Consider the following 14,765-nt stretch of genomic DNA (forward strand, 5'->3'; position numbering starts at 1 on the left):
GGCCACTAGCAAGCATCTGATTAAACAACAAGACGAACTGTTCATTGCGGTCTGTAGGAGATCGCCCTATATATCGCAGGGGTTTCCCTGATGCCGTTTATAAATCAGCGCATTTTCCCGGCTCCCGCCAAACCATTGTCCCAGAGCCTCGGCCGCAGCCGGGCGAGTTTACCTGACGCCCGCACCCTCGAGCGGCGTGCAGCATGCCAAATTCAAAAAAAAAAAGAAGTAGGACACTTCCTAAAATGACCGGGTTCCATCGAGAAGTTTGCAGCGACAACGATCAATGCAAAAAGTGCCACTATAATGATGGCATTTCATTATTCTGAAACTTTACTCCCCCGGCAAATACTGGCACTTCGATAGTTATCCGAGCCGCGTCCTACAGACACTTCTCGCATTCCAACCAAGACTTCCACACCGGAATACTCTGACAAATTTCAGGGATACTTCTTACATCAATTAGTTTGCCGCGCCGCTAGCTTGCCTTGGCAACTTTTCATGCGCGGCGATCAGGGAGGACGGTATCGCGCTTTGACTCACTTTGCTTAAGGACAAGCCCATGTTCGGCAAAGGCCACTGCGCGCCATTCTCACTGCATATCCCGGCCATTCGTCACGACTTCAAGGTGCTCGCGTTCACTGGCACCGAAGCGATCAGTCAGCTGTACGCATTTCGCATCGAGCTGGTGAGCGAGTACGCGGACTTCGATCTGGAAAGCCTGCTCAGCCAGCCTGCTTTTCTGCAATTCGGGTTAGCGGGCGAAGGCATTCACGGGCGGATCGAAAATGTCATGCTCGGCGAATCGGGAAAGCGCCTGACCCGCTATGAGCTGTCACTGGTACCGGCGCTGCATTATCTGCAAATGAGCCACGACCAGCGGATTTTTCAGCAACTGACAGTGGCGCAGATCATCGCGCAAGTGCTCAAAGGGCATGGCATCCAGGCCGATGACTTCACGTTCAATGTCGCCGCCGGTGAGCCTCGTGAGTACTGCACGCAATACGGCGAAAGCGACTTCCTGTTCATCCAGCGCCTGTGCGCCGAAGAGGGTATTGCCTGGCACCACCAGCATTCGCTCGACAGGCACTTGCTGGTGTTCAGCGACAGCCCGGTGTTCGCGCGCAAATTGGGTACCACACCCTTCAGGGTCGATAGCGGCATGGTCGCCGAACACCCGGTGGTCAACCACCTGAGCATGGGCTTCAACACCCGTACCAGCACGGTCACCCGCCGCGACTATGACCTCAAGCGCCCAAGCCTGCTACTGGAAAGCCGCTTCACCGCAGAATTCACGCCGGCTCTGGAGGACTATCGCTATCCACTGCTGATCAAGTCCGAGAAGCACGGCAAACAGCTGGTGCGTCAGGCATTGGAGCGCCATCGCAGCGACTATCAATGGATTGAAGGCAAAAGCAATCAGGCGATTTTGCGCAGCGGTCACCTGTTCAAGCTGAGCGAACATCCCAGGGCCGACTGCAACGAGTTGTGGCTGTTGGTCAGTCTTAGTCACGAAGGCAAGCAACCGGCAGTGCTCGAAGAGGCTTTCAGCAGCGAGGCGAAACCTGCCGATGGTTTTTCCCAGGGCTATCGCAATACCTTCAGGGCCATTCCCGCAGAGGTGGTTTACCGCCCGCCTTTGCCCGCGCCAAGGCCCTTGCTGGTCTGCCAGACCGCGCGCGTTACCGGGCCTCCCGGAGAGGAGATCTTCTGTGATGAATACGGCAGGGTTCGTGTCGAGTTTCCCTGGGATCGCGCTGAACGCAACAGCGAAAAAAGCAGCTGCTGGTTACGCGTAGCGTCCAGTTGGGCAGGTGACGGATTCGGTGCGGTGACCATTCCCCGGGTCGACATGGAAGTGGTCGTGACCTTCCAGGAAGGCGACCCGGACCAACCGCTGATTACCGGCTGCGTCGCCAACAAGGTCAATGCCGTCGCTCATCCCTTGCCGGCGAGTAAAACCCGCACGGTATTACGCAGCCAGAGTTCGCCGCGCAATGGCGGCTACAACGAGCTGTCGATCGAGGATCGCGCCGGGCAGGAGAAAATCTGCCTGCGCGCGCAGCGCGACCTCGAGCAACTGATCCTCAACGACAGCCGCAGCCTGATCACTCGCGACCGCCATGAGCATGTCGGCAATGACAGCACCAGCCTTATCGAAGGCAGGGATTCGCGCACTCATCAAGGGCTGCGCAGCACCGTGATCAACGCCGATGACTTGTTGCAGGTCAGCGGCACCAGCAGCCAGACCCTGGGCGCTCTGGTGATCCAGGCCGGCCAGCAGGCGCATGTCACGGCAAGCAACGTGGTGATCGATGCCGGCATGAGCCTGACGCTGTCAGCGGGCGGCCATCACATCGTGATCAATGCCGGCGGGATTTTCAGCAGCGTGCCCATCGTTCAGGGCGGCGCGCCACTGCCGGGGCTCGCACCGCTACAACCGCTACAGGCAGAGGCTGGCCTAGTTCTTCCGAACAGCGCCACACCGCTGTCGATCGTCAACAGCGCCCGCCAGCAGGCAGCGGATTTTTGCCCGCTGTGCGAAGCCTGCGCGGCGGGTCAGTGCGAGCTGGGAGAAGTCGCATGAGCCCGGTCGAACAATGGTTGCACGCTCAGTCCAGCGCCGGCTGTGAACTGTATCTGATGCTCGACACCGACGGCCACAGCGCAGAGCACGCTGCGTTGACCCGCGACCTCGGCACCGAGCGGTTTCGTCCGCTCTACACCGGCACGCCGGCCGAGTCGCTGGTGCCGACCGGCCCGCTGCTGTTGCAGATCGATACGGCGCAGCATCCCGCGATCCAGACCTTGCTCGCCACGCCCGAGCGCAATTGGGGCTGGCTGGCCAGTGCCCGTCACGTCGAACTTGATCTGCTGGCGGCGCATTGGCGCGAGCGCCTGATAACCGGCGAACGCCCGAATCAGGCGGTGTACCGCGTGCATGACAACCGGGTTCTGGGCCGTGCGCTGGCGCACCTGCAACCCGAGCACCGCGCGGCGTTTCTCGGGCCATTCAACAGCGTCTGCTATTGGCACGCAGAGCGATGGAACGCCATCGACAACCCGGACCCCGGCCACCACCCGCTGCCGATGGATCCGCCGTGGCTGCACACGCCGACCCCGGAACTGATCTACGCCAACGTGCTGTTCGACAACACCCGCCGTTACCTGGTCGGCGAACACACCGAAGCCATGGCCACGCTGGCCGAACAACTCGATGTCGATGAATGGTTGTGGGGCCTGATTCAACTGACGCACTTGTGGGGCTGGCAACAACCGGAGCAAGTGCATTTCTTGCTGACGCGCAGTTTGCAGTTACCGGGATATCGGCCAGGCAAATCATGGCTGCCCAAACCCGGTGAAGATCCGGCGATGCATTTTGAGCGGGTATATCAGGAAGCGTTGTATTGGCAGGGAGAGGTAGGTCGATGAGGAACTTGAAACGAGGGTTGCTGCTGAGTGGTTGCCTGGGATTGCTGGTGGGTTGTACGACGGTGAAGACCCCGAACACCTTTATGTTTGTTCCGGATTTTCCACCTGGATTCAAGTACGACCTGACGGCCACCTATGTTCCGGCCAAGGGCCAAACATGCACTGTGCCTGGCGGGAGAAACACTCAGCTGGGATACAACAAAACCAATATGAAGTACCAAGGGACTTCCGAGATCCCGCTGTACAGAACCGTAAGCGAATGTCCGCTGGCGCTGAATTACATCGAGATCAAGGTCATCGGTATTTATGGTTCAGGGCGAAGCAACTTCAGCTATGACTACGCCTCGATTGCTGTACGCCCGGAGTTGCTGGAACGACAGATGGGGACTTTCAGTGAGGACGGCAAGGGTGAGTTTACAGGCGAATGCATGTGGTTTTTTCGGACAGTCAGCCCCAAGCGTAACCTAATAAAAATGTTGAGATGTAAAGGAATGGATCAAGAAGGAAATGTAGCCCGGAGCCGCCCTCATGGCGCGTACACACTGGATCAACTCCCAGGAAAAACCGTGAGGTTGAAAATAAACCTAGCGAATGAAGAGCAACCTGGTTGGGGGGACACTTGGGTCCAGGTTCCTGGTGGCTGGAAGCGCTGTATGGGGGAAGGCTATGAGGACCAGCGTGGTTACTGCAATGGAAATTATGAAGACTTCAGCACCTTCAGAATGGTTGATGGACGGATTTGCACAATCTATCCAAGTTGCAATGAAAACACGGACGAGACTCCATGAACGCCGAATCCTTACCGACAAGCGTTACCGCCTTCATGCAAGGTGATATCCACGCCTGCCCGATGCGCGGGCATTCGACCAGTTTTCAATTGGTGAATGAGTTCGGAGACGGCACACCCTACGCCGGCTTGGCATATGAGATCACCGACTACGAAGACACCGTTCATACTGGAAAACTGGATGCGAAAGGCTGGGCAAAGGTAAACAACCACCATTGTGGCCCGGTAGTGCTCAAGCTGAATAAGCCTTTTCAAGGAGCAGACGCGCTGTATCGAGACTTGAGAAAAAGACTGGACTACCCCCTCCCCATTACCGAACTCCAAGTCCGCGCCGAAAAGACCCGCTTCTTCCATAAAACAGGTACTCGCACCCAGGCCAATCCGGCCAAGGACCTGCCCGAAACCGACGCGTACTGTCAGGTCGAAGTCAGTGAACTGGTAAAACACATCGCCCACTTGCCGCCGCTGGCTGCTCGTCGCGACGCTCCGAAGAGGGCGGCGCACAAGCTCATGCGCCCCGCTGCGAAGTCCAGAGACTTCACGGTCGTCGATAAAACTTCTGCGGATGGCGGACTGCACACCATCTTGAGTGCGGCGGAGATGGCCACCGTCGAGTTGGGGTTTTCCCCGCCGCCGCCCAAGGGCGTCGCACTGCTGCCGAACAAACACCATGTGCTGGAAGTACGGCCGATGAGAGCGCTACGGCCAATGCTGTCGACAGGCGAAGCGTTCTGCGCGCTCAACCTTTATCAGCTGTCGGTGATGGCGACGCTGAGCTACACCGATTTCGGGCAGGAACCCAACACTCAACCGGTGCAGACCGACACGGTAAGCTTTCCGCTACAGCCCAGCAGCGGCAACTGGTTCGGCCACGCGCTGCCGCAGTTCGACGAGTTGTGGAAAGTCGATGACTCGCAAACGCAGAAATACTACCCACTGTACGAAGACGTACCGTATTCGAAACGCCTGGAAGTGGTGCCGTTCGACCCGAACCTTTACCCCGAAGTGAATGACCCCGCGTTAGGGAACCAACAAGAACACCCCACCAGACTGCATTTTTTCGATGATCGCAAACAGGTCGAAAGCACGGACACTCAGGCCTTCATCTGCCACCACGACGAACTGATCCTGATCAGCGTACGCGGTACCAGTGAGATCTGGCCCGACGGTCTGCGTGATGGAGATGCCTATCAGGTTCCGTTCCAGGAAGGAGAAGGCAAAGTGCACCGCGGTTTCTACGGTGGCGCTTTGGCGGCTTATCCATTTATCGTGACTTATCTGGAAAAATTCTACAGCGGGCAAAAGCTGCTGATCACGGGTCACAGTCTGGGCGGTGCAGTTGCACTGATCCTGTCCGAGATGCTGAGACGCAACCTGGAGTTCTCCCCGCAAATCGTGCTCTACACCTACGGCGCCCCCCGCGCCGGCGACACCACCTTCATCGAAAGCGCCAGATCGCTGGTGCATCACCGCATCGTCAATCAGAACGATCCGGTACCGAGCGTGCCGGCGACCTGGATGAACACCTTTGCCAAGCCTGGACCGATGTACGCAACCAACGCCGTGGTGCTGGGCTTCACCCCGGTCGCCGGCCTCGGCCTGCTGATCTGGGGAATCATCAATTTCTTTGGCGACGACTATGGGCATCACGGTGCTTTGCGCCATTTCATGCCCGTTGAGTTCGACAAGGACCACCGATCCTCCCTTCTCTGGGAGCCGGGTTGCAGCACGATCGTCGATCACGGCTGCGCCAAGGCCCTGCGCGCTACCAACGGCTTGCCCGAACGCGGATCGTTTCTGCGGCAGTTGTTCGACCGGGGTCACCACTCAATGGTCGGCAGCTACATCCCCGGCTGCTGGGCCAGCTTGCGCCGTTGGCAGGAAGCACTGCAGCTCAAGCGTTCGCTGGTGACCAATCGCGAATTCGAGTGGATCAGCAGCGCGCTGGAGAATATTCAGCAACAGCTGCGGGCCGTTAAGCGCGATCTGCAAAACAACCACCGTTCTTACGTGCGAGAGCAGGAGCGCGCGCACAAGACGCTGATGCTCAATCAGGAAATAGACAAGATCAGCATGACCAAGGCCCGCCTGACAGCGCTGCGCAGTCAACGGGTCACTGAGACCGACGTTTACGGCAGCTATGCCGACCAGCCCGAATGGGTTGAGGAAAGTCTGCTGCGCTGGAACGCCCACCCTGAAAACCTGGTTCAGGAGCAACTGGCGATGATCCCGCAAGCCGCTGAAGACCACGACGCCGCTATCGCCGCGATGACCGGTGGGCATGCAGTTGGCGCGCCGTTTCATCTGGATATTGATTCGATTGTGTAGCGCTCTGACGTAATCCTTTCTCGACTCAAAAAGACATGCAGTGCGCTTGGCGGCGCAATTAAGGACAAGGAGTTCAATTAGACATGGGCACTAGCTTTTTCAAAAAACGGATCACGATTCCAGCCTTAATTTTGCTTTTTATCAGCACCTCTGTTTCGGCTGAAATGTGCATCGCAAAAATTTGCCTGTTTAAAGGCCCTTTATCATCAACGGGGGCTATGTTGCTCTTCACAACAACCGTGCCGTTTTATACGACGTCGGAAGAAATCAAAAGCCTTTCGAAGCACTATGTGCAAGCTGTAAAGGACGACGCCACTACATATATCGCTACGGACGGAGAATTCGACGGGGCCATGCTTGAATCCGCATGGCGTGCATATCTCCATCAAAATACCGAGCAAAAATTAAGCAAGAGAGATTTTGCCCATATGGTTTTGGCTACCTATGGATAATCATTAAGTATCCGGACGGATGGTAGATGTACAAAAAATGGGCACCCGACCGCAATCGGTGTGCCCATTTTTCATTCGCGGTTCTCCCCGTCATTCAGGGGAGCACGCCGCCATCAAGGATTGACGCTGTCTTTCAACGATTTGCCTGGCTTGAACGCCACGGTGTTGCTGGCCTTGATCTTGACCGGTTCGCCGGTCTGCGGGTTTTTGCCGGTGCGGGCGCCGCGGTGGCGTTGCAGGAAGGTGCCGAAGCCGACCAGCGTCACGCTGTCCTTGCGGTGCAGGGCGCCGGTGATTTCTTCGAGGACGGCGTTGAGGACGCGGTTGGCCTGTTCTTTGGTCAGGTCTGCCTTTTCGGCGATTGCAGCGGCGAGTTCTGGTTTACGCATTAGTGAAGCCCCTTTGACGGTTTTTTGTTGTTATGTCCGTGCTGTTCTCGTTGGAACAGCGCCCAAGGCGCCGCAGGCTCTACTCTGCGGCAGACGGGAGTGAGAATGGCACGCCGCCAACGGCGGCGCCAGTCTCCCCAAGACCTTTGTCGGGGCAAAAGAGCGGTGTTTGCGACAGAACGACCGGCATTTACGCCAGCAACGGCGGCAGTTGTTTGTTCAGGGCCAGTTTTTCCATGACTGCCCCGCCGGTCAGGGCGTATCCGAGTAACTGACCGTCGGCACTGTGGCACAGCGCTTTGATGTCGGCGCCCTGCCCTTCGACGCTCCACATGCCTTCGCTGCCCCGTGGCGGCGGCGAAACCACCAGCGGGCACACCGGGGTTTTCACGGTGATCGGCATCGGCCCGTAGCTGACCGCAGTCGGGTTTCCAGCGAGGGTTTGCGCCAAAGCGCGCGCGCAGCTCATCAGCGGCATCACGTAAAGCAGATTGAGCCCGTCGACTTCGGCGCAGTCGCCCAGGGCGTAGATGTTGGCGTGAGAGGTCTTCAGGTAACGATCGACCATCACGCCGCGATTGACCTGCACGCCGGCAGCCGCTGCCAGATCGATGCGCGGGCGCAGACCGATCGCCGAGACCACCACATCGCACGGGATGATCTGACCGTCGGACAGGTGCGCTTCCAGGCCATCGACTACTTTCTCCAGGCGGGTCAGCACCGGGCCGAGGTGAAACTTCGCCCCGATACTTTCCAGCCCGGCCTGCACGGCCGCCGCAGCGGCAGGATGCAAGAGCATCGGCATGACCTGTTCGCATGGCGCGACCAATTGCACTTCGTAGCCGCCGAGGATCAGGTCATTGGCAAATTCACAGCCGATCAGCCCGGCGCCGAGCAACAACACCCGACGCTTGCCCGCCGCTGCGGCACGGAAGCGCGCGTAGTCTTCCAGATCGTTGATCGGGAACACCAGTTCCCCGCCGTCGCCTTCGATCGGCACGCGCACGGTTTCCGCGCCCCAGGCCAGAATCAAGTCGCGATAGGGCACGGCTTCTTCGCCGATCCACAAACGTTTGTGGCCGGCGTCGATACCGCTGATGCGCGTGTGGGTGCGCACTTCGGCCTTCAACTGCTCGGCCATGGCGCCGGGCTCGGCCATGCTCAGGCCGTCGGCGTCCTTGTTCTTGCCGAAGCCGGTGGAGAGCATCGGCTTGGAGTAAGAGCGGCCGTCATCGGCGGTGATCAGCAGCAGCGGGGTTTCGCTGTCGAGCTTGCGAAACTCGCGGGCCAGGTTGTAGCCCGCAAGCCCGGTGCCGATGATGACGACTGGTGCGCTCATGCCTTACTCCTCTATTTGCTTAGTTGATTTCAATCATTTCGAAGTCCATTTTGCCGACGCCGCAGTCGGGGCACAGCCAGTCTGCCGGTACGTCTTCCCAGCGGGTGCCCGCCGCGATGCCGTCATCCGGCCAGCCCTCGGCTTCGTTATAGATCAGGCCACAGACGATACATTGCCACTTCTTCATTCAGGTACTTCCTCAGGGTTCAGGCGTAGTGCCGGCGCGGACGGTCGATGGGTGTTGCGCTGCCATCCTGCTCAGGGCGTTTTGTACTGAGGGTGCCGCGCAGATGCAAGCCTGTTCGGCGCAACGGCGGCCGGCGCCGCTCAATCCTGTCGCCTGCCATGGTAAGCTCGCCGCCTCATTTGCGGCCAATAATGACTCATTGTGCAACATTCAAATGCCTGCCCCGCCCCGCTCTGGCTGACCCAAGACCGCCTGACGCCCCGCCCCGATCCGTTGACCCTGGACTGGTTGTTCGACGAAGGTTCGCTGACCCGCCGTTTGACCCGTTTGTCCGAGGATGGCTTCAGCGTGTCGCCGCTGTTCGAAGGCTGGGACACCCTGCGCGCTGATGAATGCGCGGCGCTGGATCTGGCCGAGGGCAGCGAAGGCTGGGTGCGTGAGGTGTATTTGCGTGGTCATGGCGAAGCCTGGGTGTTTGCCCGCAGCGTTGCCTCGCGGGCGGCTCTGCAAGGCGATGGTTTGCACATGGATGAACTGGGCAGCCGCTCGCTGGGTGAACTGCTGTTTTGCGATCGCGCATTTCAACGCCGCGCCATTGAAGTCTGCCACTACCCTGAACAATGGTTGCCGCCAGCGGTGCAAGCCCCTGCACTGTGGGGCCGGCGTTCGCGTTTCGACCGTGGCACGCTGAGCGTGCTGGTCGCGGAAATCTTCCTGCCGAGCCTGTGGGACGCCGCCCGCGCCCATCCGGAGAACTGCTGATGTATCAGAGCCTGCTCAAGTCCCTCAACCGTCTGAACCCGCGCGCCTGGGATTTCGTTCAGTTGACGCGCATGGACAAGCCGATCGGCATTTACCTGCTGCTGTGGCCGACGCTGTGGGCGTTGTGGATTGCCGGCAAGGGTTCGCCGTCGCTGGCCAACATCGTCATCTTCGTCCTCGGCGTGGTGCTGACCCGTGCCGGCGGTTGCGTGATCAACGACTGGGCCGACCGCAAGGTCGACGGCCACGTCAAACGCACCGCGCAACGGCCGCTCGCCGCTGGCCGGATCAGCTCGAAGGAAGCGCTGGTGTTCTTTGCCGTGCTGATGGGGATCAGTTTTCTGCTGGTGCTGTGCACCAATGCGCCGACGATCTGGCTGTCGCTCGGCGGTCTGGCGCTGGCATTCACTTATCCGTTCATGAAGCGCTACACCTATTACCCGCAAGTGGTGCTGGGCGCGGCGTTCTCCTGGGGCATGCCGATGGCCTTTACCGCCGAGACCGGCGAGTTGCCAGCGGCGGCGTGGCTGCTGTGGATTGCCAACCTGCTGTGGACGGTGGGCTACGACACTTACTACGCGATGACCGATCGTGATGACGATCTGAAGATCGGCGTGAAATCCACGGCGATTCTGTTTGGCGAGGCGGATCGGGTGATCATCCTCAGCTTGCAGGCGCTGTCATTGGGCTGCCTGATCCTGGCCGGATCGAAGTTCGAGCTGGGGATCTGGTTCCACCTCGGCCTGCTGGTGGCTGCGGGGTGTTATGCGTGGGAGTTCTGGTACACGCGCAGCAAGGACCGCATGCGCTGCTTCCAGGCCTTCTTGCACAACCACTGGGCAGGGTTGGCGATATTTGTCGGGATCGTGCTGGATTACGCACTGCGCTGACTGAAAAGATCGCAGCCTGCGGCAGCTCCTACAGGTCCTACTCATTCCAGTGTAGGAGCTGCCGAAGGCTGCGATCTTTTGCGTTATTTGGCCTTGGCGACTTTCCAGGCGCCGTCCATTTTGCCGTCGCCGGTCATGTCGCCGGCCTTCTTGTCCATCACGAAGGTGTACAACGGCATGCCCTGGTAGGCCCACTGCATCGTGCCGTCGTCACGCTTGATCACCGTCCAGTCGCCCATGGATTTGTCACCCGCCTGCGCCATCAACGGCGGCCAGTTTGCCGCGCACTTGTCATTGCACGCGGACTTGCCAGCGGAGTCCTTGGCGAAGGTGTACAGGGTCATGCCCTTGTGGTCGGTGTACATGCCGTCCTTTTCCATCGCCGGATCGGCCGCCATGGCCAGCCCCGGTATTGTCAGGGCGGCGGCCAGCAGCAGGGCTTTGAACGAAGCAGTCATCTGAGTCATGGAAACCTTCTTTTGTGGTTGTCAGGATTCGGACTTAGAGCTTAGTCGAGGATGGGTGCAAATGTTGCGGGCCTGAAATACTGTCACACGACTGCAATAATTCCGTTATCTAATGCGGCGCAAGACAGTTAAATGACAAGAGGATTAAGGCATGGTTGGCAGGAGCATTCTGATCGTCGACGACGAAGCGCCCATTCGCGAGATGATCGCCGTGGCGTTGGAAATGGCCGGCTATGACTGCCTCGAGGCAGAGAACTCGCAGCAGGCTCACGCCATCATTGTCGACCGCAAACCGGACCTGATCCTGCTCGACTGGATGCTGCCCGGCACCTCGGGCATCGAACTGGCACGGCGCCTCAAGCGTGACGAGCTGACCGGGGACATCCCGATCATCATGCTCACCGCCAAGGGCGAAGAGGACAACAAGATCCAGGGCCTGGAAGTCGGCGCCGACGACTACATCACCAAACCGTTTTCCCCGCGTGAACTGGTCGCCCGCCTCAAGGCTGTGCTGCGCCGCGCCGGACCGACCGATGGCGAAGCGCCGATCGAAGTCGGCGGCCTGCTGCTCGACCCGATCAGCCACCGCGTGACCATCGACGGCAAACCCGCCGAGATGGGCCCGACCGAATACCGCCTGCTGCAATTTTTCATGACCCATCAGGAACGCGCCTACACCCGTGGCCAGTTGCTTGACCAGGTCTGGGGTGGCAACGTCTACGTCGAAGAGCGCACCGTCGACGTGCACATCCGGCGCCTGCGCAAGGCCCTCGGCGACGCTTACGAAAATCTGGTACAAACCGTGCGCGGCACCGGCTACCGGTTCTCCACAAAAGCATGAAAGCAGCTGCAAGCTTTCAGCTACAAGCGGCAAGAAACAGCGAGCCGCTCTGACTTGCAGCTTGTAGCTTGAAACTTGACGCTGCGGCTAAGGACGCCTCTGTGAATCAAAACTGGCATGGCACCCTGATTCGCCACATGTTGCTGCTGGTCACAGCGTGTCTGGTGATCGGGTTGATCACCGGCTATTACGGCTGGAGCCTCGCGGCGGGTCTGGGCCTATATCTGGCCTGGACGCTCAAGCAATTGCTGCGTCTGCACGAATGGCTGCGCCAGCACCAACCCGACGAAGCGCCGCCCGATGGCTATGGTCTGTGGGGCGAGGTGTTCGACAGCATCTATCACCTGCAACGCCGCGACCAACGGGTGCGCGGGCGTCTGCAAGCGGTGATCGACCGGGTGCAGGAATCCACCGCCGCGCTGAAAGATGCAGTCATCATGCTCGACAGCGACGGCAATCTCGAATGGTGGAACCGCGCCGCTGAAACCCTGCTCGGCCTGAAGACTCCGCAGGACAGCGGCCAACCGGTGACCAACCTGGTGCGCCATCCGCGCTTCAAGGAATACTTCGAGCAGGACAGCTTTGCCGAGCCATTGGAAATCCCTTCGCCGACCAACGATCGCGTGCGCATTCAGCTGTACCTGACGCGCTACGGCAACAATGAACACCTGATGCTGGTCCGCGACGTGACGCGCATCCATCAGCTGGAACAGATGCGCAAGGACTTCATCGCCAACGTCTCCCACGAGCTGCGCACACCGCTCACGGTGATCTGCGGCTATCTGGAAACCCTGCTGGACAATGTCGAAGAAGTGAACCCGCGCTGGAGCCGAGCCCTGCAGCAGATGCAGCAACAGGGCGGGCGCATGCAGACGCTGCTCAACGATCTGTTGCTGCTGGCCAAGCTGGAAGCCACCGACTATCCGTCGGACAACCAGCCGGTGCAGATCGACACCTTGTTGCAATCGATCACCAGCGATGCGCAGCAGTTGTCCGGGGCGAAAAACCAGCGCATCAGCCTCGAGGCCAATGCCGGAGTGCTGCTCAAGGGCAGCGAGGCCGAGCTGCGCAGCGCGTTCTCCAATCTGGTGTTCAACGCGGTCAAGTACACCCCCGCCGAGGGCAACATCCGCATTCGCTGGTGGGGCGACGATCAGGGCGCACACCTGAGCGTGCAGGATTCCGGCATCGGTATCGACAGCAAACACCTGCCGCGCCTGACCGAGCGTTTCTACCGCGTCGATTCCAGCCGCAACTCCAACACGGGCGGCACCGGCCTCGGCCTGGCCATCGTCAAGCACGTGCTGCTGCGCCACCGCGCGCGAATGGAGATCAGCAGCGTGCCCGGCCACGGCAGCACGTTTACCTGCCATTTCGCCCCGGCCCAGGTGGCCAGCGCACGGGCGATCAGCGCCACCGAGTGACGCCGCCCGGCACACGCCACTAGGCAATCGCACGGTCAGCCGCTACATTGGCTGACTTGTGCCTGCCTTTCAGGCGCTGTTTCTCCCTACTTTCGAATCACACGGAACCCGCAAAACTCCATCATGGACCCTTCCCCTGGCTTGTCCCTCGCGACCATTTTTGCCGACTTCGGCATGATTCTTTTTGCTCTGATCCTGGTTTTGCTCAACGGCTTTTTCGTTGCGGCGGAATTCGCCATGGTCAAACTGCGCTCGACCCGGGTCGAGGCCATCGCTGAACAACACGGCTGGCGCGGACACATCCTGCGCACCGTGCACAGTCAGCTCGATGCCTACCTGTCGGCGTGTCAGCTCGGCATCACCCTCGCCTCCCTTGGCCTGGGCTGGGTCGGTGAACCGGCGTTCGCGCATATTCTCGAGCCGCTGCTGAGCGCAGTCGGCGTCGACTCGCCCGAGATCATCAAAGGCGTGTCGTTCTTCACCGCGTTCTTCATCATTTCGTACCTGCACATCGTGGTCGGCGAGCTGGCGCCCAAGTCGTGGGCGATCCGCAAACCCGAGCTGCTGTCGCTGTGGACGGCGGTGCCGCTGTACCTGTTCTACTGGGCGATGTACCCGGCGATCTACCTGCTCAATGCCAGCGCCAACGCGATTTTGCGTATCGCCGGGCAAGGTGAACCCGGCCCGCACCATGAACACCATTACAGCCGCGAAGAACTGAAACTGATCCTGCACTCCAGCCGTGGCCAGGATCCGAGCGATCAGGGCATGCGCGTGTTGGCTTCGGCGGTGGAAATGGGCGAGCTGGAAGTGGTCGATTGGGCCAACTCCCGCGAAGACCTGATCACCCTCGAATTCAACGCGCCGCTGAAGGAAATCCTGGCGATGTTCCGTCGCCACAAGTTCAGCCGTTATCCGGTGTACGACAGCGAGCGCCAGGAGTTCGTCGGCCTGCTGCACATCAAGGATCTGCTGCTGGAACTGGCCGCGCTGGACCACATTCCCGAGTCGTTCAACCTGGCCGAGCTGACCCGCCCGCTGGAGCGCGTATCGCGGCACATGCCGCTGTCGCAACTGCTGGAGCAGTTCCGCAAGGGCGGCTCGCACTTCGCCGTGGTCGAGGAGGCTGACGGCAACATCATCGGCTACCTGACCATGGAAGACGTGCTGGAAGTGCTGGTCGGTGATATCCAGGACGAGCACCGCAAGGCAGAGCGCGGCATTCTCGCCTATCAGCCAGGCAAGCTGCTGGTGCGCGGTGATACGCCATTGTTCAAGGTTGAACGTCTGCTGGGCATCGATCTTGATCACATCGAAGCGGAAACCCTCGCCGGGCTGGTTTACGAAACCCTGAAACGGGTGCCGGAAGAGGAAGAAGTGCTGGAAGTCGAAGGCCTGCGCATCATCATCAAGAAGATGAAAGGGCCGAAGATTGTCCTGGCCAAGGTGTTGATGCTGGATTGAGTG

14 protein-coding genes are annotated in these 14,765 nt (G+C 59.7%); 10 read left to right on the top strand and 4 right to left on the bottom strand.

The annotated features are described in order from the left end of the window. Positions 1-562 precede the first annotated feature (562 nt). The 5 genes from tssI (at position 563) to FEE99_RS03480 (ending at position 6,999) form a co-directional block, all read left to right on the top strand. A complete protein-coding gene (gene tssI / locus FEE99_RS03460; RefSeq protein ID WP_041476608.1) occupies positions 563-2,587 on the top strand; it encodes a type VI secretion system tip protein TssI/VgrG in 2,025 nt (674 codons plus the stop codon). Next, positions 2,584-3,432, top strand: a complete 849-nt coding sequence (locus FEE99_RS03465; protein WP_041476607.1) for a DUF4123 domain-containing protein — start codon at positions 2,584-2,586, stop codon at positions 3,430-3,432. Before tssI ends, FEE99_RS03465 begins: the two co-directional genes overlap by 4 nt. Continuing rightward, positions 3,429-4,220, top strand: coding sequence for a hypothetical protein (locus FEE99_RS03470; RefSeq protein ID WP_041476606.1), 792 nt, complete (start codon positions 3,429-3,431; stop codon positions 4,218-4,220). Before FEE99_RS03465 ends, FEE99_RS03470 begins: the two co-directional genes overlap by 4 nt. Next, complete coding sequence (locus FEE99_RS03475; protein WP_041476605.1) at positions 4,217-6,547, top strand: lipase family protein; 2,331 nt, start codon at positions 4,217-4,219, stop codon at positions 6,545-6,547. The genes FEE99_RS03470 and FEE99_RS03475 overlap by 4 nt, the downstream gene beginning before the upstream one ends. 83 nt (positions 6,548-6,630) lie before the next feature. After that, positions 6,631-6,999, top strand: a complete 369-nt coding sequence (locus FEE99_RS03480; RefSeq protein WP_052392119.1) for a DUF2388 domain-containing protein — start codon at positions 6,631-6,633, stop codon at positions 6,997-6,999. A gap of 113 nt (positions 7,000-7,112) precedes the next feature. On the opposite strand, the gene FEE99_RS03485 is transcribed toward FEE99_RS03480, so the two are convergent. From FEE99_RS03485 to FEE99_RS03495, 3 genes are all read right to left on the bottom strand, one after another. Continuing rightward, positions 7,113-7,388 carry an HU family DNA-binding protein gene (locus tag FEE99_RS03485; protein WP_003213368.1) on the bottom strand — a complete coding sequence of 92 codons (276 nt, stop codon included), beginning with the start codon at positions 7,386-7,388 and terminating at the stop codon, positions 7,113-7,115. Positions 7,389-7,578: 190 nt separating this feature from the next. Continuing rightward, positions 7,579-8,727 (bottom strand): NAD(P)/FAD-dependent oxidoreductase, encoded by a 1,149-nt coding sequence (locus FEE99_RS03490; RefSeq protein ID WP_041476604.1) that lies wholly within the window; start codon positions 8,725-8,727, stop codon positions 7,579-7,581. A gap of 19 nt (positions 8,728-8,746) precedes the next feature. Beyond that, positions 8,747-8,914, bottom strand: a complete 168-nt coding sequence (locus FEE99_RS03495) for a rubredoxin (protein ID WP_041476603.1) — start codon at positions 8,912-8,914, stop codon at positions 8,747-8,749. Positions 8,915-9,115: 201 nt separating this feature from the next. Between FEE99_RS03495 and FEE99_RS03500 the strand changes: the two genes are divergently transcribed. Continuing rightward, positions 9,116-9,676, top strand: coding sequence for a chorismate--pyruvate lyase family protein (locus tag FEE99_RS03500; RefSeq protein ID WP_041476602.1), 561 nt, complete (start codon positions 9,116-9,118; stop codon positions 9,674-9,676). Next, positions 9,676-10,566, top strand: coding sequence for a 4-hydroxybenzoate octaprenyltransferase (ubiA, locus tag FEE99_RS03505; RefSeq protein ID WP_041476601.1), 891 nt, complete (start codon positions 9,676-9,678; stop codon positions 10,564-10,566). The genes FEE99_RS03500 and ubiA overlap by 1 nt, the downstream gene beginning before the upstream one ends. Positions 10,567-10,649: 83 nt before the next feature. Here the strand turns inward: ubiA and FEE99_RS03510 are convergent, their stop codons facing one another. Then, a complete protein-coding gene (locus FEE99_RS03510; protein ID WP_041476600.1) occupies positions 10,650-11,033 on the bottom strand; it encodes a COG4315 family predicted lipoprotein in 384 nt (127 codons plus the stop codon). A gap of 151 nt (positions 11,034-11,184) precedes the next feature. On the opposite strand from FEE99_RS03510, the gene phoB reads away from it, so the two are divergent. From phoB to FEE99_RS03525, 3 genes are all read left to right on the top strand, one after another. Then, positions 11,185-11,874 (top strand): phosphate regulon transcriptional regulator PhoB, encoded by a 690-nt coding sequence (phoB, locus tag FEE99_RS03515; RefSeq protein WP_007896474.1) that lies wholly within the window; start codon positions 11,185-11,187, stop codon positions 11,872-11,874. A 137-nt stretch (positions 11,875-12,011) separates the two neighbouring features. Continuing rightward, the gene (gene phoR, locus FEE99_RS03520; protein ID WP_221264854.1) at positions 12,012-13,298 is read left to right on the top strand and encodes a phosphate regulon sensor histidine kinase PhoR; all 1,287 of its coding nucleotides are present in this window, start codon (positions 12,012-12,014) and stop codon (positions 13,296-13,298) included. A gap of 123 nt (positions 13,299-13,421) precedes the next feature. After that, positions 13,422-14,762, top strand: a complete 1,341-nt coding sequence (locus tag FEE99_RS03525) for a hemolysin family protein (RefSeq protein WP_016772486.1) — start codon at positions 13,422-13,424, stop codon at positions 14,760-14,762. Positions 14,763-14,765: the final 3 nt, after the last annotated feature.

Origin of the sequence: Pseudomonas sp. ef1 (assembly GCF_007293365.2) — a bacterium.
Lineage (GTDB): Bacteria > Pseudomonadota > Gammaproteobacteria > Pseudomonadales > Pseudomonadaceae > Aquipseudomonas > Aquipseudomonas siliginis.